Source organism: Streptoverticillium olivoreticuli subsp. olivoreticuli (assembly GCF_003391135.1).
GTDB lineage: Bacteria > Actinomycetota > Actinomycetes > Streptomycetales > Streptomycetaceae > Streptomyces > Streptomyces blastmyceticus.
Genome location: NZ_CP031455.1, coordinates 5,940,063 through 5,964,329, shown reverse-complemented (window position 1 = coordinate 5,964,329; position 24,267 = coordinate 5,940,063). Strand labels below are relative to the sequence as shown.

Annotated in this window: 26 protein-coding genes and 1 pseudogene; 11 read left to right on the top strand and 16 right to left on the bottom strand. The window is 70.3% G+C overall.

The annotated features are described in order from the left end of the window. Positions 1-267 precede the first annotated feature (267 nt). The 6 genes from DXZ73_RS26545 to DXZ73_RS26520 form a co-directional block, all read right to left on the bottom strand. Positions 268-1,299 carry a BMP family lipoprotein gene (locus DXZ73_RS26545; RefSeq protein WP_116213560.1) on the bottom strand — a complete coding sequence of 344 codons (1,032 nt, stop codon included), beginning with the start codon at positions 1,297-1,299 and terminating at the stop codon, positions 268-270. A 166-nt stretch (positions 1,300-1,465) separates the two neighbouring features. Next, positions 1,466-2,710: an amidohydrolase gene (locus DXZ73_RS26540; protein WP_116213559.1), complete on the bottom strand. Its 1,245-nt coding sequence runs from the start codon at positions 2,708-2,710 to the stop codon at positions 1,466-1,468. Positions 2,711-2,823: 113 nt separating this feature from the next. After that, positions 2,824-3,993 (bottom strand): hypothetical protein, encoded by a 1,170-nt coding sequence (locus tag DXZ73_RS26535; protein ID WP_205519230.1) that lies wholly within the window; start codon positions 3,991-3,993, stop codon positions 2,824-2,826. A gap of 12 nt (positions 3,994-4,005) precedes the next feature. Then, the gene (locus tag DXZ73_RS26530) at positions 4,006-4,947 is read right to left on the bottom strand and encodes an N-acetylneuraminate synthase family protein (protein ID WP_116213557.1); all 942 of its coding nucleotides are present in this window, start codon (positions 4,945-4,947) and stop codon (positions 4,006-4,008) included. Between the two features lie 41 nt (positions 4,948-4,988). Next, positions 4,989-6,305 (bottom strand): acylneuraminate cytidylyltransferase, encoded by a 1,317-nt coding sequence (locus DXZ73_RS26525; protein WP_116213556.1) that lies wholly within the window; start codon positions 6,303-6,305, stop codon positions 4,989-4,991. A 32-nt stretch (positions 6,306-6,337) separates the two neighbouring features. Beyond that, positions 6,338-7,627, bottom strand: coding sequence for a DUF6716 putative glycosyltransferase (locus tag DXZ73_RS26520; protein WP_116215868.1), 1,290 nt, complete (start codon positions 7,625-7,627; stop codon positions 6,338-6,340). Between the two features lie 226 nt (positions 7,628-7,853). Here DXZ73_RS26520 and DXZ73_RS26515 point away from each other — a divergent pair, with 226 nt between their 5' ends. From DXZ73_RS26515 to DXZ73_RS26505, 3 genes are read left to right on the top strand one after another with little or no spacing between them, the layout of a single operon-like run. Next, the gene (locus tag DXZ73_RS26515) at positions 7,854-8,831 is read left to right on the top strand and encodes a glycosyltransferase family 2 protein (RefSeq protein ID WP_116213555.1); all 978 of its coding nucleotides are present in this window, start codon (positions 7,854-7,856) and stop codon (positions 8,829-8,831) included. Continuing rightward, the gene (locus DXZ73_RS26510) at positions 8,831-10,201 is read left to right on the top strand and encodes a polysialyltransferase family glycosyltransferase (RefSeq protein WP_116213554.1); all 1,371 of its coding nucleotides are present in this window, start codon (positions 8,831-8,833) and stop codon (positions 10,199-10,201) included. Before DXZ73_RS26515 ends, DXZ73_RS26510 begins: the two co-directional genes overlap by 1 nt. After that, the gene (locus tag DXZ73_RS26505) at positions 10,198-11,364 is read left to right on the top strand and encodes an acyltransferase family protein (protein ID WP_116213553.1); all 1,167 of its coding nucleotides are present in this window, start codon (positions 10,198-10,200) and stop codon (positions 11,362-11,364) included. Before DXZ73_RS26510 ends, DXZ73_RS26505 begins: the two co-directional genes overlap by 4 nt. Here DXZ73_RS26505 and DXZ73_RS26500 read toward each other — a convergent pair. Continuing rightward, entirely contained in the window at positions 11,305-11,997 is a 693-nt protein-coding gene (locus DXZ73_RS26500) for a TetR/AcrR family transcriptional regulator C-terminal domain-containing protein (protein ID WP_116213552.1), read from the bottom strand. The two genes, DXZ73_RS26505 and DXZ73_RS26500, sit on opposite strands and share 60 nt — an antisense overlap. 71 nt (positions 11,998-12,068) lie before the next feature. Between DXZ73_RS26500 and DXZ73_RS26495 the strand changes: the two genes are divergently transcribed. Further along, positions 12,069-13,670: an FAD-dependent monooxygenase gene (locus tag DXZ73_RS26495; protein WP_116213551.1), complete on the top strand. Its 1,602-nt coding sequence runs from the start codon at positions 12,069-12,071 to the stop codon at positions 13,668-13,670. Here the strand turns inward: DXZ73_RS26495 and DXZ73_RS26490 are convergent. Next, positions 13,622-14,506 (bottom strand): NAD(P)-dependent oxidoreductase, encoded by an 885-nt coding sequence (locus DXZ73_RS26490; protein ID WP_116213550.1) that lies wholly within the window; start codon positions 14,504-14,506, stop codon positions 13,622-13,624. The genes DXZ73_RS26495 and DXZ73_RS26490 overlap by 49 nt on opposite strands. Positions 14,507-14,654: 148 nt before the next feature. Here DXZ73_RS26490 and DXZ73_RS26485 point away from each other — a divergent pair, with 148 nt between their 5' ends. The 4 genes from DXZ73_RS26485 (at position 14,655) to DXZ73_RS26465 (ending at position 18,750) form a co-directional block, all read left to right on the top strand. Further along, positions 14,655-15,671: a GlxA family transcriptional regulator gene (locus tag DXZ73_RS26485; protein ID WP_116213549.1), complete on the top strand. Its 1,017-nt coding sequence runs from the start codon at positions 14,655-14,657 to the stop codon at positions 15,669-15,671. A 47-nt stretch (positions 15,672-15,718) separates the two neighbouring features. Continuing rightward, the gene (locus DXZ73_RS26480; protein ID WP_116213548.1) at positions 15,719-16,396 is read left to right on the top strand and encodes a ribonuclease H family protein; all 678 of its coding nucleotides are present in this window, start codon (positions 15,719-15,721) and stop codon (positions 16,394-16,396) included. 361 nt (positions 16,397-16,757) lie between these two features. After that, complete coding sequence (locus tag DXZ73_RS26475; RefSeq protein WP_162890344.1) at positions 16,758-17,039, top strand: hypothetical protein; 282 nt, start codon at positions 16,758-16,760, stop codon at positions 17,037-17,039. 796 nt (positions 17,040-17,835) lie between these two features. After that, entirely contained in the window at positions 17,836-18,750 is a 915-nt protein-coding gene (locus DXZ73_RS26465; protein WP_116213546.1) for a helix-turn-helix transcriptional regulator, read from the top strand. A gap of 27 nt (positions 18,751-18,777) precedes the next feature. Here DXZ73_RS26465 and DXZ73_RS26460 read toward each other — a convergent pair whose 3' ends face one another. Further along, complete coding sequence (locus DXZ73_RS26460) at positions 18,778-19,206, bottom strand: hypothetical protein (protein ID WP_425315923.1); 429 nt, start codon at positions 19,204-19,206, stop codon at positions 18,778-18,780. A 166-nt stretch (positions 19,207-19,372) separates the two neighbouring features. On the opposite strand from DXZ73_RS26460, the gene DXZ73_RS26455 reads away from it, so the two are divergent. Beyond that, positions 19,373-19,924, top strand: coding sequence for a DUF6232 family protein (locus tag DXZ73_RS26455; RefSeq protein WP_116213545.1), 552 nt, complete (start codon positions 19,373-19,375; stop codon positions 19,922-19,924). Continuing rightward, positions 19,921-20,256 (top strand): hypothetical protein, encoded by a 336-nt coding sequence (locus DXZ73_RS26450; protein WP_116213544.1) that lies wholly within the window; start codon positions 19,921-19,923, stop codon positions 20,254-20,256. The genes DXZ73_RS26455 and DXZ73_RS26450 overlap by 4 nt, the downstream gene beginning before the upstream one ends. Here the strand turns inward: DXZ73_RS26450 and DXZ73_RS26445 are convergent. The 5 genes and pseudogenes from DXZ73_RS26445 to DXZ73_RS26425 all read right to left on the bottom strand — a co-directional run. Beyond that, positions 20,246-20,848 (bottom strand): GNAT family N-acetyltransferase, encoded by a 603-nt coding sequence (locus DXZ73_RS26445; protein WP_162890343.1) that lies wholly within the window; start codon positions 20,846-20,848, stop codon positions 20,246-20,248. The two genes, DXZ73_RS26450 and DXZ73_RS26445, sit on opposite strands and share 11 nt — an antisense overlap. 59 nt (positions 20,849-20,907) lie before the next feature. Continuing rightward, positions 20,908-21,159 carry a type II toxin-antitoxin system RelE family toxin gene (locus DXZ73_RS26440; protein ID WP_116213542.1) on the bottom strand — a complete coding sequence of 84 codons (252 nt, stop codon included), beginning with the start codon at positions 21,157-21,159 and terminating at the stop codon, positions 20,908-20,910. After that, a complete protein-coding gene (locus tag DXZ73_RS26435; RefSeq protein ID WP_116213541.1) occupies positions 21,156-21,518 on the bottom strand; it encodes a hypothetical protein in 363 nt (120 codons plus the stop codon). The genes DXZ73_RS26440 and DXZ73_RS26435 overlap by 4 nt, the downstream gene beginning before the upstream one ends. Positions 21,519-21,589: 71 nt before the next feature. Further along, a complete protein-coding gene (locus DXZ73_RS26430; protein WP_116215866.1) occupies positions 21,590-21,784 on the bottom strand; it encodes a DUF397 domain-containing protein in 195 nt (64 codons plus the stop codon). Further along, positions 21,763-21,942, bottom strand: a pseudogene (locus tag DXZ73_RS26425) (gluconate transporter); the annotation flags it as partial. The gene DXZ73_RS26430 and the pseudogene DXZ73_RS26425, both read right to left, overlap by 22 nt. Positions 21,943-22,035: 93 nt before the next feature. On the opposite strand from DXZ73_RS26425, the gene DXZ73_RS40135 reads away from it, so the two are divergent. Continuing rightward, on the top strand, positions 22,036-22,146 hold the full coding sequence (locus DXZ73_RS40135; protein WP_116213540.1) for a DUF397 domain-containing protein: 111 nt from the start codon (positions 22,036-22,038) through the stop codon (positions 22,144-22,146). A 44-nt stretch (positions 22,147-22,190) separates the two neighbouring features. Here DXZ73_RS40135 and DXZ73_RS26415 read toward each other — a convergent pair whose 3' ends face one another. Then, positions 22,191-22,766, bottom strand: coding sequence for a Uma2 family endonuclease (locus tag DXZ73_RS26415; protein WP_116213539.1), 576 nt, complete (start codon positions 22,764-22,766; stop codon positions 22,191-22,193). Positions 22,767-22,855: 89 nt separating this feature from the next. Next, positions 22,856-24,253, bottom strand: a complete 1,398-nt coding sequence (locus tag DXZ73_RS26410; protein ID WP_116213538.1) for a GntP family permease — start codon at positions 24,251-24,253, stop codon at positions 22,856-22,858. Between the last annotated feature and the right edge of the window lie 14 nt (positions 24,254-24,267).

Sequence of the window (24,267 nt, the reverse complement as noted above, 5' to 3'; positions counted from 1 at the left end):
GAACCGCTGGATTCTTTGGACGCTTTGATGGCGCACTCTCCTCGGGGAAGGGAGCGGGAGGAAACCGGGGCCGGCCGGGCGGGGACCGGGGTGGGCTCCGGGAGGGCGGGGGCGACGCTACAGCGTCAACAGGAAGCTACGCGCGTAGCGTTGGCCGGAGGCTCCCCGAGCGTTGTCGCGGGGAGCATGTGCGGGCCCGGCGGCGGGGGCACTCCCCCGCCACCGGGCCCGTGGCCGCGCAGGACCGGCCGGAGCCGGTCCCGCAGGTCACGGGGAGGTCTTGACCGTGATCTTGCCGTCCACGATGTTCTTCTTGGCTTCCTCGATCTTCGGCTTGATGTCGTCGATGAAGCCGCCCGAGGTCGCCAGCGAGACGCCGTTGTCCTTGAGCAGGTACTTGTGCTCGCCCGTGAAGGGCTTGCCGTCCTGGACGCTCTTGATGAGGTCGAAGACCGCCACGTCGACGTTCTTCACGACCGAGGTGAGGATGGAGCTCTTGTACTTCTCCAGGCCCGGCTGCTGGTACTGGTCGGAGTCGACCCCGATGGACCAGGCGCCCTTCTTGCCCGCGACGGCCTCCATCGAACCGTTGCCGGAGAGACCGGCCGCGCTGTAGATCACGTCGATGTCCGAGTCGAGCATGCCCTTGGCCTTGTCCTTGGCGGCCGCCGGGTCGTTGAAGCCCTTGTCGTTGTTCGTGTAGAGGTACTCGGAACGGATCTCCGCCTTGGAGTCCGTGTCCTTGACGCCCTGCTCGAATCCGGCCTGGAACTTCTGGATCAGCGCGTTCTGCACACCGCCGATGAAGCCGACCTTGTGGGTCTTGGACTTCAGCGCGGCGGCGACACCGGCGAGGTAGGAGCCCTCGTGCTCACCGAAGGTGATGCTGGCGACGTTCGAGCCGTTGGCGATCGAGTCGACGACCGCGAAGGTGGTCTTCGGGAAGTCCTTGGCCACCTTCTCGATCGAGTTCTTGTAGTTGAAGCCGACGCCGATGACCGGGTTGTAGCCCGCGTCGGCGAGCGAGCTCAGCCGCTGCTCGCGCTCCGCCTCGGTCTCGCCGTTCTTGGCGGTCATCATCTTGCCGCCGACCTTGAGTTCCTTCTCCGCCTTGTCCAGGCCGCGGGCGGCGGACTCGTTGAAGGAGTGGTCGTCACGGCCGCCGACGTCGAACGCCAGGCCGACGCCCTTGTCCTTGCTGCCACCCGAATCGGTGGAGGACTCACCACAAGCGGTGAGGGTGAATGCGAGAGCCGCGGTGGTGACACCCGCGACAGTGATTGTGGATACCCGGCGCACGAAGGGGCCCCTTCACTCGAAGCGCCTCCGTCGGCGCTGGTTCGCGGGCATCGTAACGCGCGTAGATGGAGATAAAAGGGGTGCTTCAAAGCCGTTATCGGATCGACGCGAACGCCTCTTGACCCGATTGCCGACGGATTGCCGACCGATTGCCGACGGATTTTGTCTATGAAGCGCGTCCGTCCAGCAGTGCCGCCGCGGTGAACAGCTCGACGCCGGCCTCGATGGACCCCTCGTCCACGTCGAAATCACCGCGATGCAGGTCACGCCGGGTGTTGTCGCCCACCGGCCGGACCCCGAGCCTGGCCATCGCGCCGGGGACGTGCTCCAGGTACCAGGAGAAGTCCTCCCCGCCCAGGCTCTGCTCGGTGTCCTCGACGGAGTGCGGCCCGCGGCGCGCCGTCATGGCCCGCCGGAGCAGCTCCGTGACCTCGGGGTCGTTGATGACCGGGGGCACCCCGCGGACGTAATTGATCTCCGACTTCGCGCGGTGCAGGGTCGCGACCTCGTCGATCGCGGCGTGCACCAGGTCGGGCGCGTCCCGCCAGGCGTGCAGGTCCAGGCAGCGGACCGTGCCGGAGAGCTCGCCGTGCTGCGGGATGACGTTGCAGGCGTGCCCGGCCTCCATCCGCCCCCAGGTGAGGGACAGGCCCGAGCGGGCGTCGACCCGGCGCGCGAGCACCGCGGGGACGTCCGTGGCCACCCGGGCCACGGCGGTCACCAGGTCGGTGGTGAAGTGCGGCCGCGCGGTGTGGCCGCCGGGGCCGTCCAGCGACACCTCCAGCCGGTCGCAGGCCGAGGTGATCGCGCCCTGCCGCAGGCCGATGCGGCCGACCTCGACCTTGGGGTCGCAGTGCACCGCGATGATCCGGCCCACGCCCTCCAGCGCCCCGCACTCGATGGCGTCGAGGGCGCCGCCGGGCAGCACCTCCTCGGCGGGCTGGAAGATCAGCCGGACCGGGTGCGGCAGCAGGCCCTTCGCGGCCAGGTCCGCGAGGACGAGACCGGCGCCGAGCACGGCGGTGGTGTGCACGTCGTGACCGCAGGCGTGCGCCATTCTGGGGACGGTCGAGCGGTACGGGACCGTCTTGGTGTCCGGGATGGGCAGCGCGTCGAGGTCGGCGCGCAGCGCGAGCATGCCCCGGGCGACGGTGGTGTGCCGGCCCGCCTCCCGCACGGCGTCCCGCCCGATGTCGCAGAACAGCCCGGTGCCTGTGGAGAGGGTGCGGGGCTTGAGCCCCGCCTTCTCCAGCCTCGCTTTGACCGCCGCGGTGGTACGGAACTCGCGGTTCCCCAGCTCCGGGTGCATGTGCAAGTCCCGGCGGAACGCGATGAGTTCGGCGCGCAGCGCGGAGGGGAGTGCACCGGGCAGCTTGGCGTCGACGGTGTCGGGTTCGGCGTCCAAAGGCATCAGATGGTTCACGCAGTGAAGGGTAGAGCCCTCACCCGGGCAACTGCCCCCAGATCTAGAAAAGTTCAGCCGCATGGATGGGTCGCGGGGAGGGTATGACCAATTATTACGGCTCAGGGGGCCGTCAGCGGCATGACCGGGAGTCGTCGCACATCAGGGGCGGTGTCGGTCACCTCGGAGAGGAAGCCCTCGGCCCTGGGCGAGGCGCCCTCGGTGAGCCATACGGGGTCGATGTCACAGACGGCGACGGTGACGCCGGTCCCGGCGAGGGCGAGCGGCAGGGTGTGCACCACGGTCGAGGGGAAGCTGAGGACGGTGCGGCCGATGGGGCCCCGGCGCGCGATCAGCTCCAGCGGCAGCTCGGGGCGTACGACCTCCAGGCCCACCACGGCCCCGATGCGCCGCAGCTTGTCGGTGCTCTCCCGGCGGTGCGCGAAGTAGCGGGTGGCACCGTGGGTGCGGGCGAGGGCCGCGACGGCGTCCAGATAGCGGTCCGGGTCGACGACGCCGGTCTCGACGAGCGAGGTGCCCACGAGGTCCGTGCCACGGGTGAGGCGGGGCGGGCCGAAGGTGGCGCGGGTCCAGGCGAAGTCGTTGGGCGTGACGGTCACGCCGGGCGGCGGCTCGACGGGCATCGCGGTGAACACCTCTACCGCCCGGCGGTCGTTCGGGGTGAGCCGACGGCGCGCGGAAGCGGAGACAGGCGCGAAGGCGATGTCACGCGCCCCACGGCTGCCGCGCCGGTGCCACCGCACGAGGCGCTCCCCGCGCGCGAGTTGGGAGACGAACTCCATGGTGGCGGTCCCGTCGTCCACCACGACCAGCTCCCGGGCCCGGGTGATCGTCAGCAGCAGCTGCACATAGCGCGAGAACGGGTCCCCGATGACGACGCGGTGCGCCTTGCGCAGGGCGCCCGCGAGGCCGCCGACGGTCTGCACCGGCGCCCCCGGCCCGCCCCGCGCCTCCTCCCAGCGCACCTGGTGCCCCTGGTCCCGCGCCAGCTCGGCCATGCGCCGCAGCTGACCCCGCGTCATGGGGTCGTGCGGGGCGAGGACGACGACCACGAGGCCGGTGTCGGCGGGCCTGACCGGCGCCGGGTCGCGGTCCCTGGGCTGGCGCGGGATGCCGTCGCGCAGCGGCCGGTCCCCTTCGCGCGGTCCGGGCACGGGGGTGTCCGTCCCCGGACCGCCGGTGACGTGCGCCCATTCGAGGACGTTGAGGAGCTGCACCGGGCTCTCGACGAAGGCGAGGGTGCGGGCGGACGGCCCGGCGGGCGCGGTCACCTTCAGGGCCCGTCAGACCGCGGCGGGTTCGCGGTCGGCGGCCTGCTCGCGGTCGCCCTGGGCGACGACGCCCGCGACGCGGCGCAGTTTGCGCATCGGCCCCAGCTCGCTCTCGTACACCCGCTTCACCCCGTCCCCCAGCGACTCCTCCACGACGCGGATGTCGCGCACGAGCCGCTGGAGGCCGCCCGGCTCGACGGACGCGGCCTGGTCGGAGCCCCACATCGCCCGGTCGAGGGTGATGTGCCGCTCGACGAAGGTGGCGCCCAGGGCGACGGCGGCCAGGGTGGTCTGCAGGCCCGTCTCGTGGCCGGAGTAGCCGATCGGCACGTTGGGGTACTCCGCCTGGAGCGTGTGGATCACCCGGAGGTTGAGCTCGGCGGCCTTCGCCGGGTAGGTCGAGGTGGCGTGGCAGAGCAGGATGTTGTCGCTGCCGAGCACCTCCACCGCGTGCCTGATCTGCTTCGGGGTGGACATGCCGGTGGAGAGGATGACCGTACGGCCGGTGGCGCGCAGGGCCCGCAGGAGTTCGTCGTCGGTGAGCGAGGCGGAGGCGACCTTGTGCGCGGGCAGGTCGAACTTCTCCAGGAACGCGACGGCCTCGGTGTCCCAGGGCGAGGCGAACCAGTCGATGCCGCGCTCGCGGCAGTGCTCGTCGATCCGGCGGTACTCCTCCTCGCCGAACTCCACCCGGTGGCGGTAGTCGATGTAGGTCATCCGGCCCCACGGCGTGTCGCGTTCGACGTCCCACTGGTCGCGCGGGGTGCAGATCTCGGGGGTGCGCTTCTGGAACTTCACGGCGTCGCAGCCGGCGTCGGCGGCCGCGTCGATGAGGGCGAAGGCCTTGTCGAGGTCGCCGTTGTGGTTGATGCCGATCTCGCCGGTGATGTAGACGGGGTGGCCGGGTCCGGCGGTCTTGGTGCCGAGGGGGCGGGTGCGCTGGGCGGGGCTCATCTGGGGCGGTTCCTTAGGGCTCGGAGAGGGCTCGGGGACAATCAGGCGGATCGGAGGGTGGGGCCGAGGATCCAGGAGGCGATCTCGCGGAGGGCTCCGCTGCCACCGGGTGCGGAGGTCACCGCGCGGGCCGCGCCGCGCACGGCGTCGTGGGCGTTCCCGACGGCGACGGGCCAGCCGACGAGGCCGAAGCACGGCAGGTCGTTGACGTCGTTGCCGACGTAGAGCACACGCTCGGGTGCGATGCCGCGCTCGTCGCACCACTGCTTGAGGGCCACGTCCTTGCGGTCGATGCCGTGCAGCACCGGCACGTCGAGCTTGCGGCCGCGCGCGGCGACCACCGGGTTGGCCTCGGTGGACAGGATCAGCAGCGCGAGCCCGGCGCGGCGCAGGGCGGCCACGCCGAGGCCGTCGCCGCGGTGCACGGCGACGATCTCCCGGCCGTCCGCGTCGATGAGCACCCGGTCGTCGGTCTGGGTGCCGTCGAAGTCCATGACGACGGCGTCGACGTCCTCCCGCGCGGGCAGCGCGGCGGTGGGGCCGTCGAGCAGCGGCGCGAGCGCCCGGGCCCGCGCGAGGTCGTGCGGGTCGTCGATCTCCAGCACGCGGGCGGGGTCGGTGCGGACGAGTTCGGTGCGGCCGAAGAACCGGTGGCGCTCCGCGCGGAAGCGGTCGGCGCGCATGGCGTAGGCGGCGCCGGTCTCCAGCAGGTCCTGGGGGCGGTCCTGGCGTCGGGGGCGGTGCGCTTTGTCGTGGTTGACGCCGCAGCCGCCGACGGGGGCGGATGTCTTTTCCCCGATCCCGCCCCTTCCCGAAACCGGGGGCAAGCCCCCGGACCCCCGAACCGCGCTTCGCGCGGTGTCCTCAATCGCCGGACGGGCTTGGCCGGGAAGGGGCGGGGCTGGGGAAAAATCGCCCTCCTCCCGCCACACGAAGCCGTGGAACGGGGCCACCGTCAGCGCCGTGTCCGCGCCCTGTTCGACCACCGCCGCCGCGACGCCGTCGACATCGGCCGCGGTCAGGAAGGGGCTGGTGCACTGCACCAACAGGACGGTGCCGATCTCCCGGCCGTACATCTCCTCGTACGCATCCATCGCATGCAGCACAGCCGCCTCGCTCGACGCCGTGTCCCCCGCGATCGCGGGTGGCCGCTGCACCACCACCGCCCCGGCCCCCCGCGCGACCGCCGCGATGCCGGGGTCGTCCGTCGAGACCACGACGTCCGTGACCAGGCGGGCCGCCCGGCACTCCCGTACCGCGCGGGCGACGAGCGGCACGCCGCCGACGGCCGCGAGGTTCTTGGCGGGGACGCCCTTCGACCCCCCGCGGGCGGGGATGACGGCCAGGACTGCGGACATGGTGGCTCCTTCAGCAGATGCGGCGGGCGCGCTCACAGCTCCCCCAGCCGCCGGATGACGGGCGCGACGCGCTGCACGCCGTGGCGGTACGCGCCGCGCGCCGCTTCCCGTACCGCCCGGCGCAGGGCGCTCGGTTCGCCGGGCGGCCGGGCGGCACCGGGGAGCGGCCGGCCCTGGGGGTCGAGGCCGTGGCGGGCGAGGACGGCGGGGAGGTAGCCGGGGGCGGTCGCTGCGGTGTAGTAGGGGGCGAGCGGCGGGAGCGCGGGGCGGGCGACGAGCGCGGCGACGCGCCGCCGGGCGGCGTCGTGGACGGTGCCGTGGGCGTACGGGCCGACGGCGGCGACGCCCTGGCGCGCGACCCAGTCCGCGTCCGCCTCGGGGAGGTGCCCGGCGTCGAGGCGGTCCCAGGAGGCGAGGCAGCCGGACCCGAGGAAGTGGTGGTTGCCGAGGGCCTCGCGGATGCCGAGGTCGGTGAGGACGGCCGTGGGCACGCCCCGGTGCAGGGACTCCAGGGCGGCCGTGGAGCTGACGGTGACGAGGAGGTCGGTGCGGTCGAGCACCTCGCCCATGTGGCCGTAGACGAGACGGCAGTTGGGGGGCAGGCCGCCACGGAGCCGGGCGGCCAGCTTCTGGTACGGGAGTTCCTCGATGTGCGTGGTGTGCTCGCCGGGCTTGCTGCGGAGCTTGATGAGGACGTCGCGCCGCGGGTGCTTCCGGGCGTGCTGGGCCGCGCGGTTCAGCAGATACGCACGGTCCGCGCGGCTCTCGGGCACGGAGGGCTGGGCGGCGAACACCACGGTGAACGGCCGGGGTTCGGGCTCCTCCTTGGAGATCTCGTCCGACAGGAACGGCAGCGCCCATTCCGTCACACTGTCCACGGGCGCCCCCACTCCCTCGTACACCTCACGGAAACGCTCCGCGTCCTGCGGGGAGTTGGCGAGGACGACGTCCGCGCCGTGGCGCAGGAGGAGGCCGTCGGCCAGCTTCTCGTAGACGACGCCGACGTAGCCGGTGACGACGACCGGGCGGGCGGGCGCGGACCCCCAGGCGCGGGCCAGTCCGTGGAGCATGGTCTGCACGGCGCCGCCGACACAGGCCAGCACGACGATGTCGTACCGCTCGCGGTCGGCCGTGCGGACGAACTCGACGCCCGTCACCTCGCGCAGCGTCTCCGCGCGCACGCCGACCTCGGCGAGCTGGCGGACGGTGGGCGTCGCGCGGCCCCTCAGCAGCAGGCCGTCGAGCCGGGCGCCCGGGGCGAGGCGGTGCGCCGTGAGCGCACCCCATTTCCACCGGGTGTCGGAGTCGGCGAGCACGGCGATCCGCGGCGCGGACGAGGAAGAGGCAGCTCGTGATGGCACGTCGCCGACGATAGAAATCCATTCCGTTTGGCTGCCCAACGCCAGCACAACAACCGGTAAACAGCACACCGACGATCGGCGAATCGGCTTGTCCACGCGGCGGGTTCATCATTCCGCCGCGCTTCGTTCACCTTCGCGCCCGCCCCAGGACAAGACGAATGCCGGGGGGCCACCTAATGTCCGGTGAGTGGTCAAGCTCTCCGTCATCGTGCCGTTCTTCAATGTGCAGACCTATGCGCCCGACACATTGAGGAGCCTGCAAGCGAACACCCGTGAGGATTTCGAATTCATTCTCGTGGACGACTGCTCGACCGACGGCACGCCGGAGCTCCTGGAGCGCGCCGCGCGCGACCTGCCGGGCGCCAGGGTCGTGCGGCACGCGAAGAACGGCGGCCTCGCCACCGCCCGGAACACCGGGCTGGACGCGGCGAGCGGCGAGTACCTGACCTTCCTCGACGGCGACGACTGGCTCGCCCCCGGCCACTACCCCCAACTGCTCGACGTGATCGAGGAGTTGGCGGTGGACTTCGTGCGCACGGACCACGTCCAGTGCACGGGCCGCGTCCGCACCGTGCAGCGCGTGCCGCACGGCAGGCGCGGGGTGGTGCTCGATCCGCGCGGCGCGATACTGCCCGCCGACCGCTCGACGTCCGTCGACTACGCCTACGCCTGGGCCGGGATCTACCACCGGCGGCTGCTGGACGAGGGGCTGCTGCACTTCCGGGACGGCCTGCGCACCGCCGAGGACCGGCCGTGGATCTGGCGATTGCACCGCGAGGCGCGGACCTTTGCCGTGACCGGACTGCTGGGTGTTTTCTACCGCCGGGGAGTGGCCACTTCGCTCACCCAGATCGGCGATGTGCGACAACTCGATTTCCTTCGCGCATTCGATCAGGTAATCGAGGAGACGGCGCGGGACAAGGACGCGGAAGCGCTTCTCCCGAAAGCCGTTCGAACATACTGCGCCATCATGTCCCACCAGCTCGGCACGATCGAACGCTTTGAACCCGCCGTGGCCCGCGCACTGCGTTCGAGAAGCGCGGCCGCACTTCGGCGAATGCCCCAGGAACTGGTCAAGGACGCTTTGAATTCCATGGATTACGACCGCGCCGCCCGGCTGCGCCGACTGCGCCGCCGGCCCACCGCCCCGGGGGTCTCCGCCTGATGCACGGCCGCCCCCGCACCCAGATCTTCCTGGCGTCGACCCTCTACGGGGCCGCGACGCTCGCCGCCGCCCTGGACACCGGCTGCTTCTCCCCCGCCGACCGCAGGCTGCTGCTCGTCGCCAACACCGCGGCCGTCCCGGAGACGACCCCGGCCCTGGACGAGGCGCCCGGCTTCGACCGGCTGCGCGCCCGCTTCGACGGGGTGCTGTCCTGGAACGCGGCGATCAGCCCCTTCCACCCCAACGGCTGGACGCCCCGCCCGGACGACGCCCCGCTGTGGGAGCGGCACTTGAGGCTGCTGTGGGGCCTGGGCTCCGACGATCTGGAGCTGATCGTGGAGTCGATCCAGGTCAGCCCGGCGCAGGCGCTGGCCCTGTGCTTCGCGGACGCCCCGCTGGAGGTCTACGCCGACGGGCTGATGAGCTACGGGCCCACGCGCAGCAAGCTGGACCCGCTCGTCGGCACCCGCGTCCGCCGGCTCCTGCACCTGGACCTGGTGCCCGGCCTGCGCCCGCTGCTGCTGACCGAGTTCGGGGTCGAGCCGGAGATCGTGCCGACGGCCGCCTTCACCGCCGTACTGGCCGAACTCGCCGACGCCGCACCCCCGGTGACCGCACCCGGGGGTGCGGCTCTGTTGCTCGGGCAGTATCTGTCGGCGCTGGAGATCCTCACGCCCGAGGAGGAGGAGCGGCTGCACGTGCGCATGCTGCGCGGCGCGGCCGCTCGCGGCCACCGGCAGCTGGTGTTCAAGCCCCACCCCTCGGCCCCGGCCCGCTGGTCGCGGATGCTGGAGGAGGAGGCGGAGCGCCTCGGTGTGGGGCTGACGGTGCTGGACACGCCCGTGCTGGCCGAGGTGGTCTTCCTGCGGATCCGGCCCGTGCTGGTGGCCGGCTGCTTCTCGACCGCGCTGCTGACGGCGAGCACGTTCTACGGGCTTCCGGTCGCCCGCACCGGCACGGATCTGCTGCTGGAGCGGCTCACTCCGTACCAGAACAGCAATCGCGTCCCCGTCACCCTCGTCGACGCGCTGCTGCCCGGTCTCGAGGACGCATCGGCGCACCGGCAGCTGTCGGTCGAGGAGGCCCAGGGGCTGCTGGCCGCCGTCGGCTTCGCCATGCAGCCGCAGGTCCTGCCCGGTCTGCGGGAGGCCGCGGAGCGGTATCTCGCCGCGCACCTCGACGCCCGTACGCGCCCCTATTTCAAGCGGCGCCGCCTGACCGCCCTCGCGCTGCCGGGGGCGGTCCCCTCCCAGCTCGCCTTCCTGCCGCGCAGTCCGACCGTACGGAAGGTGGCCCGCCGCGCGCGGGCCGTGCAGCGGCGGCTGGCCCGCAAGACGGCGAAAACGACGAAGACGACGGTGACGGCATGACGGCCCCGACCCTGCCCGAGGCCCGTACGGCTCCGCTCGCCACCGGCGCCGCCCCGCCGGCGAAGGAGTCGGGCAGCCGACTGAGGGCGCTGGACGGGCTGCGGCTGATCGCCGCGCTCATGGTGGCGCTCTATCACTACGGGGGCCGCGACGGCGATGTCAGCCGGGCGTGGGGCTCCTCGCCGCGCCATGAATTCCCCACGCTGTCCGGGGCGTTCGCGTACGGCTGCCTCGGCGTGGAGATCTTCTTCGTCATCAGCGGCTTCGTGATCTGCATGAGCGGCTGGGGGCGCCCGCTGCGCTCGTTCTTCGCCTCGCGGGTGGCCCGTCTCTATCCCGCCTACTGGGCGGCGATCGTGCTGGTGACGCTGGCGTTCGCGCTGCCGTGGGTGGCGTACAGGACGGTCTCGCCGAGCGACTTCCTGGCGAACCTCACCATGCTCCAGCAGCCGGTGGGCGCGCAGCGGGTGCTGGGGGTGTGCTGGACGCTCTGGGCGGAGCTGCGCTTCTACGCGCTGTTCGCGCTGTTCGTCGTCCTGCCGGGGGCGACGCGCCGCCGGGTGGTGCTCTTCTGCGCAGTGTGGACGCTGGCGACGGTGGTGACGACCGCGTCGCACGTGGAGCTGCTGCGGGTGGTGGTCATGCCGGAGTACTCCTCGTTCTTCATCGGCGGCATCGGCCTCTACCTGATCCACCGCTACGGCCATGACGCGCTGGCCTGGGGCATCGTCGGGGTGAGCTTCCTGATCGGGCAGCACTACGCGGTGGCGGGGCTGTGGCACCCGCCGAACCCGCACTACTTCTCCTACCGTTCGGCGTACGTCATCATCGCCGTGATCGCCCTGGGGTACGCGGCCGTCGCCCTGATCGCGCTCGGCAAGGTGCGCCGGGCGAACTGGCGTTGGCTCACCGTGGCGGGGGCGCTGACCTACCCCTTCTATCTGGTGCACGAGCACCTGGGGTGGGTGGTGATCGGGGCGCTGCACCGGAAGCTGGGCGTCCCGGCGTACGGGACGTTCGCGCTGACGATCGCCCTGATGCTCGGGCTGGCGTGGGTGCTGAACCGCTGGGTGGAGCGGCGGTTCACCCCCGCCCTGCGGCGGTCACTGCTGCGCGGGGTCCCCGGGAGCCTCTCCGGAAGCGGCGGAGCGGCCGCCCGGTAGCAGTGTGGCCTCGATGCCCGCTATGACGACGCGCAGCCCGTCCTCGTAGCCCGCGTCGAGGTCGTCGAAGAACTCCCAGCCCGCTTCGTCGGCCAGCGGGTGCCCGGCCAGGCGGCGGGCGCGCTCCTCCTTCTCGTAGGCGGGGTCGCGGTCGTCGCTCTCCGGCGTGGGGTGGACGGACTGCTCCTCGATCACATAGCCGACGGTGTACGTGCTGAGCGTGAACCAGGCGCGGGCGGCAGCGCGCGGGGTGAACCCGGCCTCGATGCAGTCGCGCAGCATCTTCTCCAGCGGGGTGGCGTAGCTGTCGTCGGTGAAGCGCGTGCCGCTGAAGACCTTGGCGCCGTCGCGGTAGCCGAGCAGGAAGCGGCGCTGCTCACGGATCGCGGCGGCCATCCGCTCCTGCCAGGTGTCGCCCTTGGCGTGCGCGATGGGCGCGGCCATGCGGCGGAACATCTCCGTCGCCACCTCGTCGAGCAGCTCCTGCTTGTTCTTGAAGTGCCAGTAGAGCGCGGGGGCCTGGACGTCGAGCTCCTTGGCGATCCTGCGCAGGGTGAGGCCTTCGAGGCCCACTTCGTTGAGCAGGCGCAGTGCGGTGTCCGCGACGAGGGCGCGGTCGATTCGGGTTGCCACCTTGACAGCTTAACGCTGTTCAGTTCACGCTGGGGGCAGAGCGAATTTAACGTTGTTAAGGGGGGTCCTCGATGGACACCATCACGACCACGTCCACGTCCGCATCCACGTCCTCCGACACCGAGGTGCTGATCGCCGGTGCGGGCCCGACCGGTCTCGTCCTCGCCGCCGATCTCGCCCGCCGGGGCGTCCGCCACCGGATCGTCGAGCGCGCCGGGCGCGGCTTCCCGGGCTCGCGGGGCACGGGCATCCAGCCGCGCACGCTGGAGGTGCTCGACGATCTGGGCCTCGCGCCCGCGTTCCTGGCGGAGGCCGGGCCGTGCCCGCCGGTGCAGACCTGGGAGGGCGCCGAGCGCCTGCGCACCTGGGATCTCGTCGAGCGGGGCGAGCCGACGCCCGCCGTGCCGTATCCCGAGACCCTGATGCTCCCCCAGTGGCGCACGGTGGAGCTGCTCTACGCCCGGCTCGAAGAGCTGGGCGGCCGGGTGGAGTTCAACGCCGAGCTCACCGGCTTCACCCAGGACGAGGACGGCGTCACGGCAACCCTGCGGCACACCGACGGCTCCGCCGAAAGCGTGCGGGCGCGGTATCTGGTCGGCACCGACGGCAGCCGCAGCACCGTCCGCAGGACGCTGGGCACGCCCTTCACCCGCACCCCCGTCGACGCGCGTCCGGTGCTCCTCGCCGACTTCATGCTGGACGGGATCGACCGCGACCACTGGCACATGTGGCCCACGGCGCCGGGCGGGATGATCGCCCTGCGGCCGCTGGAGAATGTGGAGACGTTCCAGCTCATCGCCGGGTTCGACGACACCGCCCACGAGCCGGACCCCGAGCGCGACGCCACGCCCGAGGCCCTGGCCCGCCTCCTCGCCGAGCGCACCGGGCTGAAGGGGCTGCGGGTGGGCGAGGTCCGCTGGTCCTCCGCGTTCCGGGCCAACGCCGCCATGGCGGAGCGGTTCCGCACGGGCCGGGTCCTCCTCGCCGGGGACGCCGCCCACATCCACGCCCCGGCGGGCGGCCAGGGCCTCAACACCGGTGTGCAGGACGCGTACAACCTCGGCTGGAAGCTGGGTGCCGTGCTGCGGCACGGCGCACCCGACGCCGTGCTCGACTCCTACGACACCGAGCGGGTGCCCGTGGCGGCCGGCGTGCTCAGCCTGTCCACCCGTCAGAACGCGGCGGACCGGGCCGCAGGCTCCGGCCTCTCGCCCCGCGGCTCCGAGACCCTCCAGCTGAACATCTCCTACCGCGAGAGCCCCCTCGCCCAGGAGCGCCGCCGCCACGTACCCGAGGACGGCCTCCGCGCGGGCGACCGCGCGCCGGACGCCCCCTGCCACGACCGCGCGGTCGAACCCGTCCGCCTCTTCGACGTCTTCCGGGGCCCGCACTTCACCCTGCTGGACCTCACGGAGCAGGGCGCCGACCTGCCGTCCGCCGAGTGGCTGCGCACCTGCCGCGTCGGGGGCCCGGAGGCGGACCTGCTGGACACGAGCGGCCACGCCAAGTCGGCGTACGGACCGGGGCTGTTCGTGATCCGCCCGGACGGCTATGTCGGCCTGGCCACGGACGACCCGGCGGACGTGCGGGAGTATGTGGCGGCGCTGCTCCCCCGCGCCGGCGGTCACTTCCCGTCCGACGAGCCCCTCAGGACCTCGATGACGCTCCCGTAGCTGTCGGAGCCGTGCCCGGCGCCCTTGGCGCGCTCCATGAAGGACTTCAGGAGAGCGGGCAGCGCGGTGTCAACACCACGCGCCTGGGCCGCGTGCAGCAGGTGGTCGATCGCCGCGATCTGCACATCGACCGTCGCGTCGTCGCCCGGGTAGCGCCCGGCGTCCACCTGCGGCGCGTAGGTCGCCATGAAGCCGGTCACGGCGGTGAGCCAGCGAATGGCGACGGGAGTGAAGGCCGTCGCCTCGGTGTTCTCCGCCGTGACGAGAGCGGTGCCGTGCAGCCAGCCGGTCAGGGTGGCCCACATCAGGCCGAGCAGGGCGGCGTCGTAGAGGGAGGCGAGCCCCGGGTCGGTGCCCAGGTGCAGCGGGTCGCCGAGAGCGGACAGGGCGGGCCTGTGGGCCTCGACGACCTCCGATGAGCCGCTGTAGAAGAACATCATCTCGGGGCTGCCGACGCCCGGCGGCGTGGTCATGATCGCGCCGTCGAGGTAGTCGGCACCGTGCCCGCGGGCCCATGCGGCGGTCTCGTGGGCCTGTTCCGGGGAGCCCGACGTGAGGTTGACCAGGGTCCGGCCCGCCAGGGTGCCGGCCACGGGGTCGAGGAGCTCGTGCATGACCCCGTAGTCCAGTACGCACACGATCGTGAGCGGGCTCGCGGCAACCGCCTCGGCGACGGACTCCGCGCGCCGCGCGCCCCGGGCGACCAGGGCGTCGGCCTTCCGCGGCGAGCGGTTCCACACGGTGGTGGGGTGCCCCTGCTCCAGGAGCGCGGCGGCCAGTGCCGAGCCCATCGAGCCCAGTCCGACGACAGTCACGGCCTCGCGTTCGCGGTTCATTGCTGTTTCTCCTTGATGCCCGTACATATCCGTCAACAGGCGCTTGTTCGCGTGTCGACCACGTACGGACCACTTTCGTGGAGCGCGACGGGCCGGGACAGTGACAGGGATGACTGCCGTCACCAAATTCCTGCCATACGCTCCGGGCATGAACGCTGGCTCCGTCGCGGTCGTCGTGACGCAAGACGTCGATGTGCCCTCCTGGGACCTGTACGAACTGAGCATCCCGTGCACGCTCTTCGGCAAGCCGCAGCCCGACCTGGTGGACACCTGGTACGACCTCCGGCTGTGCGCGGACGAAGCGGGGACGGGGCCCCGGGACGGTTCCCCGGCCGGGCTCTCGCTGCGGACCCCCTACGGCCTGGACGACCTCGCCGACGCCGACACGGTCATCGTGCCCTCCGTCCCGGACGCCTGCGTGGAGGACGGCATGCCCCTGCCGCCGAAGCTGATCAGTGCCCTGCGCCGGGCGCACGAGGCGGGCGCCCGGATGGTCTCCCTGTGCACCGGGGCGTTCGCGCTCGCCGAAGCCGGGCTGCTCGACGGCCGCCGCGCGACGGCCCACTGGATGCACACCGCCCAGCTCGCGGAGCGCTATCCGAAGGTGCGGGTCGACGACTCCGTGCTGTACGTGGACGACGGCGACGTCCTGACGAGCGCGGGCCTGACGGCGGGCCTCGATCTGTGCCTGCACCTCGTGCGCCGCGACCTGGGCTCGCACGTCGCCAATCAGCTGGCCCGCCGCATGGTGGTCCCCGCCCACCGGCCGGGCGGGCAGGCCCAGTTCATCGACCTGTCGGTGCCCACTGCCGACGACGAGGGCCTGGGCCCCGTACTGGAGTGGGCGCTCCAGCGCCTCGACCAGCCGCTCACGGTCGACGACCTGGCCCGGCGGGCGGCGATGAGCCCCCGCACCTTCTACCGGCGGATCCAGGCCGCCACCGGCACGACCCCGGTGCAGTGGCTGCTCAACCAGCGCATCGGACGGGCGCAGGGCCTGCTGGAGGCCACCGACCTGCCGGTCGAGAGGGTCGGCGAACTCAGCGGCCTCGGCACGGCGAACAATCTGCGGCACCACTTCACGCGCCACGTGGGGGTGTCCCCGACGGAGTACCGCCGGGCGTTCCCCGGAGCGGCACCGCACTCCCGGCCGTCCGGTGTGTGAGCTCCTCCCTTTTTCGTCCCCTGCGCCTCCACTGGCATGATCGGGGGATGTCTGACCGCATCATTGCCGCCTGCGACGGCGCGTCGAAGGGGAACCCCGGGCCTGCCGCATGGGCCTGGGTCATCGCCGATCCGCACGGGCGGCCCGAACGCTGGGCCGCCGGGCCGCTGGGCAAGGCCACCAACAACGTGGCGGAGCTGACCGCCCTGAAGGACCTCCTGGAGACCGTCCCGCCGGGGACGCCCCTGGAGGTGCGCATGGATTCGCAGTACGCCATGAAGGCGGTCACCCAGTGGCTGCCCGGCTGGAAGCGCAACGGCTGGAAGACCTCGGGCGGCAAGCCGGTCGCCAACCGTGAACTGGTCGAGCGCATCGACGAGTTGCTGACCGGCCGGGAGGTGGAGTTCCGCTACGTCCCGGCGCACCGCGAGGACGGCGATCACCTCAACGCGATCGCGGACCAGGCGGCCAGCGACGCCGCCGCGACCCAGCAGCCGGCCGGCACGGCGCTGGGCGCCGAGACCATGCCCGTACCGGCACCGGCCCGCAGCACCCCGGCGCGTACGGCGAAGAAGTCCACCGGCCCGAAGTCGGCGCCCCGGGGCGGCACCCGCACCATCAAGGCGAAGTTCTCCGGCCGCTGCCCGTGCGGGACGCCGTACGCGGCGGGGGAGGACATCACCAAGCTGGAGAAGGGCTGGGGACACCCGGCCTGCCGCGTCTGAGAGGGGCGCCTGAGGGAGAGCTTCCGCATCTTCCGGTCGTTTTCCGGTCAAACAGTGCCGCGAACACGTCATAGCCGTGCACGGTGGATCCTTCCGCCACGGCCTTGCTGACAGAGTCCCGGTGCGGTGCCCTGCCGGGCGCCGCACCGAGGTACCACCTGACGCAAGGAGTTCTCTGGTGAAGAAGAAAGTCGCCACACTTCTCGCAACCTCAGCACTCGCCGCCATGACACTCGCCGGGCAGGCGAGCGCGGCCCCTACGGACCACGCCTCCTCCGACGCCGCTAGACAGCCGGCGAGCGCGGCCATCAGAGCGAGCCAGGTATACAACGCGCCGTTCGCCCTGGGTCGCGGCGAGTCCGTGAGTTCCGACACGGCCACGCTGGTCATGCAGACCGACGGCAACCTCGTCATCTACGACGAGTTCGGCCGCGCCCGCTGGAACTCCAACACCGTCGGCCAGGGCTGGACGGCCCAGTTCCAGACGGACGGCAACTTCGTCGTCTACACCCGCTCCGGCCGCGCGGTATGGCACTCCCACACCTGGGGCCACCCGGGCTCCCGCCTGGCCGTCCAGGACGACGGCAACGTCGTGATCTACGACGGCAGCCAGGCGATCTGGTGGTCGGGCACGAACCACTGATCCTCCGCTTTCGCTTGCGGCCGGGCCCTGTACAGGGTCCGGCCGCACTTGCGCGTGCACCGCGCGAAAGCGCCGAACAGGGCGACCATGACGTGGAGTTGTATGGACACGCAACGGCAGCTCGGCAGGTCGACCACCCGGGTTCGGTCACTTGATCCGGTAGATCCGGGCGCACGACCGCAGTTGGGAGTATCTTGGTCCGAACAGTGCCAGAGAGCGACACGTCCGGCACGAATAGCAACGCGCCTCGGGGAGTGGCCGGTCCCGCATCGAGGCCGGCATCGGAGGAGAATCCCCCTCAGTGTCATCTGACAACCATAGCCGCATACCTCTTGCGATCGTTGGCGAGCTCCGGCTTCCAGCACGGCTCGCCAACTTCTGGCCGGTTGACCCCTCTTGCCGTTCGGGGGTGAGTTGATGGTCGGCAAACCCCTGGATGCGTCGAGCATCCAATCCAAGGACGTGCGCAAGGTCGTCGAGGAGCTGCTGAAAGAGGGCGGCTGGACCCTCCGCAAAGAAGGGCACGGCGCCCGCTTGCACTGCCCGTGCGACAACGCGTGCACAACGATTCCGGTTGCAGGGACACCGCGGAACGAGGGCAATCTCGCCAGACGGATCGCTCGCATGGCACGGCGATGCCCTCTTCCGCCAGACGCCCCGAACAGGAGTCTGACAGGGAGGCCTCGCGAGTGATATCCCACTCACAGGCTTGCAATTTGCCCCAATATGGGAGACCTTACTGTTGACGGTTGCCAACAGCTCAGGCACTCTAGCCACCAACACAGGGGGCATTCATATGGAGTATGAGTTCACGTTCGTCGTGGACGGAGCGACTGTCGACGACGACACAGCAGTCAACCGCCTCACAGATGAACTGGACGCAATGCTCGCCCGGGCCGGCGGTCAAAACCTCCTCAGCGTCTCTTCCTATGGGGACAATGCCGTCGAGGCCGCGCTCTCCGTGGCCCACATCGCCCGCGACCTGATTCCCGGGCTGCGACTGCTGCGACTGGACCGCGATCTGGTCGGGGTGCAAGAGATCGCCGAGCGAACAGGCCGTTCGCGTCAGAACGTTCATCAGTGGGCGACCGGCGCACGCCTCGCCGACAAAGAGCCCTTTCCCCAGCCGGAAGGCACCGTGGGCCGGGCACATGCCTGGCTGTGGAGCGAGGTGAATGCCTGGCTCCACCAGCACGGTCTTGACGACGGCGCCCTTTACCCGACTCGACACGAGATGACACAGATCGACTATCTCCTGGCGAACGGTCTGAGTTTCTCGTTCCGCTCCACTCCTGCGCAGGGGTTCAACGAGTCGAGGGAGGAAGTCGTCGCCGCGCTGATGGAACATCTCGTCGACTTCTCCCAGTTCCTGTCCCGCCTTCCACTGGAGAACGCAGCCGATCAGCACATCCTGGCCGTCGCCGGCCACGACGAGCCCGCTCATGAAGTCATGCGCTTCATAGCCGAGGCGAACCGGGATGTCGTACTGGTCAGCTCCAGGGACGGCGTGATCACGGGCGTCCACTTCTCAGTGGATACGAAGGGGCCGCAGAAGGTTGTCTATGTGCGGCATGACTTCACAGTGTGGGACTGGATGGACCTGGTGAGGGACGAGCCTTCAGCGACGTTTGTTGCCGAGAATCCCGCCCTCTTGGCGGCTCCACACTTCCATCACAGGCAAACACTGTCTTTCAACACGGCCGCGGCCTAGCCGGTCCAATCGTCAAAGCGGACGCTGCTACGCCGCGAGTTCGTACGCCTCCAGCCGCTTGATCATGCGCCGGACGATCAGCAACGGGATCACCCCGAAGAGTCCGAACGACATGTCGATCAGCTGCCAGTAGAAGGGGATTCCCCGGATCGGCCCGCAGATCAGGGCCAGCGGGACGATGGCGACGCACGCGATCATTCCGAATTCGATGACCCGGATATTGCGGACCGGGTCGCGGTAGGGGCCGTAGAAGGCGATCGCGATGACCAGGTGGGCGAAGGCCGGCCAGTCCGTTCCGTACAGCACGAACGGATATTTCGCGTCGGTCGCCTCCAGCCCCTCGCGAGCCCTGCCGACCCAGTCCACCAGCCCGGGCAACTGCCCGGGGACCGGCGATCCGTCGGACCGCGCCCATCGCCGTTCCCGCACCGGGTCCGTCGCCAGGGTCGGGTTGATCGGTTATCTGCACACTCCGTCGTAGCCACGGCTACGCCCATGAACCGGGAAGGGGGGCGTGCGGCAACTGATTACGCCCCCCAATTCCCCTTGTTCTCACATTAGTTCGTGAGGATTCTTGTCTACGACAGTGGGCTCCGCTCACGTCCGGCACGGGGGATCAGCCATGGCCAAACGCAAGGTCATCAACGTGAGCATCCGCGATCGGATTCTCTGGGTCGGCAGTGCGGCTTACCCCGTGCAGAACATCGCCCGGGCGATGACGGTCACATACGCTCCCAGGCGCGCGGCAGCCGTAGGTCGCTTCCTGGTGTCCATGCTGGTCCTGGCACTCGTGATGGTTGCTGCGACCGCCGCGATCGATAACACCCCCTGGCCTCTTGCGGACAAGGAAACCGCCAGGCGTGCCCTACGGCTCCTTGCGCTGGGGCTGATCGCCATCTTCACCATCCAGCTGCTCCGGGTGCTGCTGGCGAAGACGCGCCATGCGGTCTTCATCGAGACGTCGGGAAGCCCTCTTGCCGTGCTCGCCAGCACAAAGGAACAGAAGATGCGCGAGATCGTCGGCGAGGTCGCGAAGGCGATCAACAACCCACTCGCCCTTTACCACACCACGGTCAACAACCACCTCGGCGACAAGGTATTCGGAGACAAGGTCTCCGGTGACAAGTTCAACGTGTTCGGCAAACACAACGTGGGAAAGAGGAGGGAAAATTGACCGGCAACGGCGACAACGTCCACGGCGACAAGGTGTTCGGAGACAAGTTCACCGTGGAAGGGCACCACAACACCGGCAAGATCCAGAATCAGTATCACGATCGACAGGACGCCTTGATCAGTGCGGTCCAGGCGCTGAGGGTCCGGGTCTCGGCCGAAAACCGCCACGTTCTGGACGAGTCTCTGGACATAGTCCGGGCCGGCGACAACACCGATCCGGGAACCCTGCACCAGGCGCTCTGGAGCATTTCCGCGATCGCCCGGCGGGTCGGGGAGATCGGGGTCCCTGTGGCAAGGGCGGTCCACGAGGTGATGTCACTGCTCAACATGTAGGACAAGGGATGGGCAGGCGCAGCAGCAGGCCAGGGCAGTGACAGGGGCGACCGCACTGGGGGCAGGACTGGTCGCCGGTCGTTGTGGCCTGCAGCCAGTAGTCGTGGAGGATGGCGACCGGCTGCCAGCCGAGGGCCCTGAACAGGCCTTCACTGCGACCCTCCTGGTTGTGCAGCCAGGAAATCGTGTACGCCTCGGTGCACCGCTCTCCCAGCCACTCGGTGCGGTGTGCGGTAAGGGCACGACCAAGGCCACGTCCGCGCATCGGCGCGGTCACGGCCAAGGAGTTCAGCCGGCCGATCCGGCGGCCGTCGGCTGAGGGTGGAGCGGCGGGGAGGGTGCCGGATGGCATAGGGGCGATGAAGTCGCGGTAGCCGTCGTCGTCCAGCACACGCGCGGTCGCCACGCCCACCGGAACAGGAGGCTTCCCCGCGTATGCGGTCAGGAAGAGCAGGGCGCCGTCGCGGAGGTCGTCAAGGACTTGTTCGACAGTGAACATGCCACGTCCCAAGATGCTGTCGGCCAGGCTGCCGGCGTCCGCCACGGCTTGCCGGTCGTGTGGACCGAGTTCGGAGATGGCCCAAGTGGTCACAGCGTGATGCTGCCGGGCGTGTCGTGTCACCGTGCTTCAACGGACCGGCGAGGACGCACTCAGCCGGGGATGCGGCCGACGGTGATGACGTCGATGGAGACGCGCTGTCCGTCGATCTTGTAGGTGACGCGGTACGGGCCGACGCGCAGCCGATAGATCGGCCCGAGGCGGCTGACCCCAGCGGGCTGCGGGTCGTGGGCGAGTGCGTTGACGGCCGTCTTTACGGGCTTGAGTGCGTCGCTGCCGTCGCGGGCCTTGAGCTCACGGAACCCTGCCGTCGCGCGCGGGGTCCAGATGACCGTGTAGGTCATGCGGCATCCTCGGCATCGTTCAGCAGGGCTTCGACCTGGTCGTTGGTCAAGTCTCGTTCGCTGCTGCGAGTGTGCAGGGCCCACAGGGTGACGGCGAGGTCGGCGACGTCGATGGCGCGTTCCCGGCCATCGTCGGTGGCGGCAGAGACGGTGGCCTGGGTCCACCAGTTGTCGAGGAACGCTTCGAACATCCCGCCCTCGCCCAGAGTCGCCAGCTCGTTGTAGAAGGCACCCCGGTGATCCAGGGGGAGGGCGTCGCCGATCGCGGTCACGGTGCGGTCGATGAGGACGGGGAGGGTGTGTCCGAGCTGCCGCTCGGCGTCGGCCACGGCGTCGCGCCACGTCGCGTAGGTCGTCATGCCGGGCAGCCTAGCGTCGGGCCGGTCGCTCGGTCAGGTGGACAGGGCGGGCTGCTCGTCCTGGACCGTCCCTATGCGGTGAGGGTGTCGGCACTCACTGCGGTGATGAACGAGGACCAGGCGCCGGACGGGATTGCCAGGGCCGGTCCAGTGGGGTTCTTGCTGTCCCGTACAGGGACGATGCCGGGGAGGTCGTCGGCGACCTCGACGCACGTTTCCCCGTTGCTGCTGTACGAACTCTTACGAAGTACTCCTTCACCATCCAGAAGCCCGCGTCGTTCACATGGCTGAAGAAGAGCGAGCCCGCGCCCACGGCCAGTACCAGGAGCGCCGCGTGGGAGGTGCTCATGTCGGCGGCGAGGGGGGTCACCAGGCCCGCCGCGGAGATCGTGGCGACCGTCGCCGAGCCCGTCGCGAGGCGGATGCCGAACCCCGAAGGCGTCGTTTGCCCTTGGCGGCACGGCGGCCGCGGCGGCCGGGCTCGTGGCCTGGGCCGTACTGAGGGGCGGCCGGGCCCGTGGCGTGCGGCGACAGCAAAAGGCCCGACGGTCCCGCACTCTCGCTCACGCCGGCAGCATGGAGCTCGTTCGTCGACGAGATCAAGAGTGCGGGGCTCGGGACCGATTAGGGCGCGCCCTGCAACACCAGCGACACAACGGAGGGTTCTCGAGGTCAGCGGACGTAGTTCTTCAGCCGTTCGGTCGCCAGGGAAATGCCAAGGCCCGGAAGCGCGACGGTGTTCCCGAAGTCGGCAATGTGGGTGTTGCTGTACCGGCCATTCTCAGGCTGGGAGAACACCGTCACCGTGCATTGCTCCCTGTCGACCAGCAGGTACACGGGGATACCGCTCTCGGCGTAGGCGCGGGGCTTTTCCTTCCGGTCGCGCTGGTCGGTGTCCCGGTCCCAGGAGGTGATCTCCAACGTCATCAGCACGCCGTCCGGGTCGGCATACTCTCCCTGGCCGGTGAAGTGCTCTTCGGGGGCCAGAACGCCATCCGGCTTGACCCGGCCGTGACGGTAGGTTTCGACCTTCAGTCCTTGCTCGGGGAAGAGGTTCAGATCAGGCCGCTGCTGAATACATTGCCGGATGAGCCACATGATGATCTGGCTATGATCGCCATCGGGCACCGGCTTCGCTCCGATCTTTCCGTAGAGAAATTCGAGGGTCACGGTCTCCGGTGCCCGGAGGGAAAGCTCTTCGAAGTCCGCCACGTACATCTGCGGCCGTTCCCGCGCCGTGGGTGTCATAGCATGCGCTCCTTCATCGGTGCTCGGCCATCCTACTGAGGAGATCGGGAGCGCGGGGCTCGGGACCAACTGGGGCGCACCCAAAGGGCCTACAACACCAGCGACAGCAGCAGCACGAACCCCAGCGACACCACCGAGATCACCGTCTCCATCAACGACCACGTCTTGATCGTCTGGCCGACGTCCATGCCGAAGTACTCCTTCACCATCCAGAAGCCCGCGTCGTTCACATGGCTGAAGAAGAGCGAGCCCGCGCCCACGGCCAGTACCAGGAGCGCCGCGTGGGAGGTGCTCATGTCGGCGGCGAGGGGGGTCACCAGGCCCGCCGCGGAGATCGTGGCGACCGTCGCCGAGCCCGTCGCGAGGCGGATGCCGACGGCGATCAGCCAGGCCAACAGCAGTGCGGGGACGGACCAGTTCTGCGAGATGTCGAGGATCATGCGGCCGACGCCGACGTCGATCAGGGTCTGCTTGAAGCCGCCGCCCGCGCCGACGATCAGCAGGATGCCCGCGATCGGGATCAGCGACTTCTCGACGGTCGTGGCGAGCCGGTCGCGGCCGAAGCCGGCGGCGCGGCCGAGGGTGAAGAGGCCCACGAGCACGGCGGCGAGGAGGGCGATCAGCGGGGAGCCTATGACGTCGGTGACGCGCTGGACGTGGTCCTTGGGGTCGTCGACGACGATGTCGACGAGCGCCTTGGCGAGCATCAGCACGACGGGCAGCAGCACCGTTCCCACCGTGGCGGCGAAGCCGGGGCGGCGCTCCAGCTCCTCCGAGGGGCGCTGCGGGATGAGCTTCTCGGGCGGGGCGATGTCCACCCAGCGGGCGGCGATACGGGAGAAGAGCGGCCCCGCGATCACGGCGGTCGGCACGGCGACGAGCACGCCGAGCGCCAGGGTCACGCCCAGGTTGGCGCCGATGGCGTCGATGGCGGCGAGCGGGCCGGGGTGCGGCGGCACCAGGCCGTGCATCACGGAGAGCCCGGCCAGCGCGGGGATGCCGATGCGCATGAGGGAGAAGTTGCCGCGCTTGGCGACCAGCAGCACCACCGGGATCAGCAGCACGATCCCGACCTCGAAGAAGAGCGGCAGCCCGATGATGCCCGCGATCAGCACCATCGCCCAGGGCATGGTCCGGTTGCTCGCGCGGGCGAGGATCGTGTCCACGATCTGGTCGGCGCCGCCCGAGTCGGCGAGCAGCTTGCCCAGTATCGCGCCGAGCGCGATCAGGACGCCGACGCCCGCGACGGTCGCGCCGAGTCCGGTGGTGAAGCTGGTGATGACCTTGTCCATCGGGGCGCCCGCGACGGCGCCGAGCACCAGCGAGCCGATGGTCAGGGCCAGAAAGGCGTGCAGCTTCAGGCGGGTGATGAGGAGGACGATGACGGCGATGCCGACGAGGACGGCGATCCCGAGCTGTGCGTGACCCGCCGAAGTGATCGGTCCGGCGGGGGCCGCGGCCAGCATCTCGACGCTGAGAGTGCTCACGGGGCTTCCTAAGG

Excerpts from the sequence above, each read along its gene's own strand:
- DXZ73_RS26540 (WP_116213559.1), bottom strand. The coding sequence starts at position 2,710 with ATGCCTTTGGACGCCGAACCCGACACCGTCGACGCCAAGCTGCCCGGT.
- DXZ73_RS26530 (WP_116213557.1), bottom strand. The coding sequence starts at position 4,947 with ATGAGCCCCGCCCAGCGCACCCGCCCCCTCGGCACCAAGACCGCCGGA.
- DXZ73_RS26525 (WP_116213556.1), bottom strand. The coding sequence starts at position 6,305 with ATGTCCGCAGTCCTGGCCGTCATCCCCGCCCGCGGGGGGTCGAAGGGC.
- DXZ73_RS26510 (WP_116213554.1), top strand. The coding sequence starts at position 8,831 with ATGCACGGCCGCCCCCGCACCCAGATCTTCCTGGCGTCGACCCTCTAC.
- DXZ73_RS26505 (WP_116213553.1), top strand. The coding sequence starts at position 10,198 with ATGACGGCCCCGACCCTGCCCGAGGCCCGTACGGCTCCGCTCGCCACC.
- DXZ73_RS26495 (WP_116213551.1), top strand. The coding sequence starts at position 12,069 with ATGGACACCATCACGACCACGTCCACGTCCGCATCCACGTCCTCCGAC.
- DXZ73_RS26490 (WP_116213550.1), bottom strand. The coding sequence starts at position 14,506 with ATGAACCGCGAACGCGAGGCCGTGACTGTCGTCGGACTGGGCTCGATG.
- DXZ73_RS26485 (WP_116213549.1), top strand. The coding sequence starts at position 14,655 with ATGAACGCTGGCTCCGTCGCGGTCGTCGTGACGCAAGACGTCGATGTG.
- DXZ73_RS26480 (WP_116213548.1), top strand. The coding sequence starts at position 15,719 with ATGTCTGACCGCATCATTGCCGCCTGCGACGGCGCGTCGAAGGGGAAC.
- DXZ73_RS26465 (WP_116213546.1), top strand. The coding sequence starts at position 17,836 with ATGGAGTATGAGTTCACGTTCGTCGTGGACGGAGCGACTGTCGACGAC.
- DXZ73_RS26455 (WP_116213545.1), top strand. The coding sequence starts at position 19,373 with ATGGCCAAACGCAAGGTCATCAACGTGAGCATCCGCGATCGGATTCTC.
- DXZ73_RS26440 (WP_116213542.1), bottom strand. The coding sequence starts at position 21,159 with ATGACCTACACGGTCATCTGGACCCCGCGCGCGACGGCAGGGTTCCGT.
- DXZ73_RS26435 (WP_116213541.1), bottom strand. The coding sequence starts at position 21,518 with ATGACGACCTACGCGACGTGGCGCGACGCCGTGGCCGACGCCGAGCGG.
- DXZ73_RS26415 (WP_116213539.1), bottom strand. The coding sequence starts at position 22,766 with ATGACACCCACGGCGCGGGAACGGCCGCAGATGTACGTGGCGGACTTC.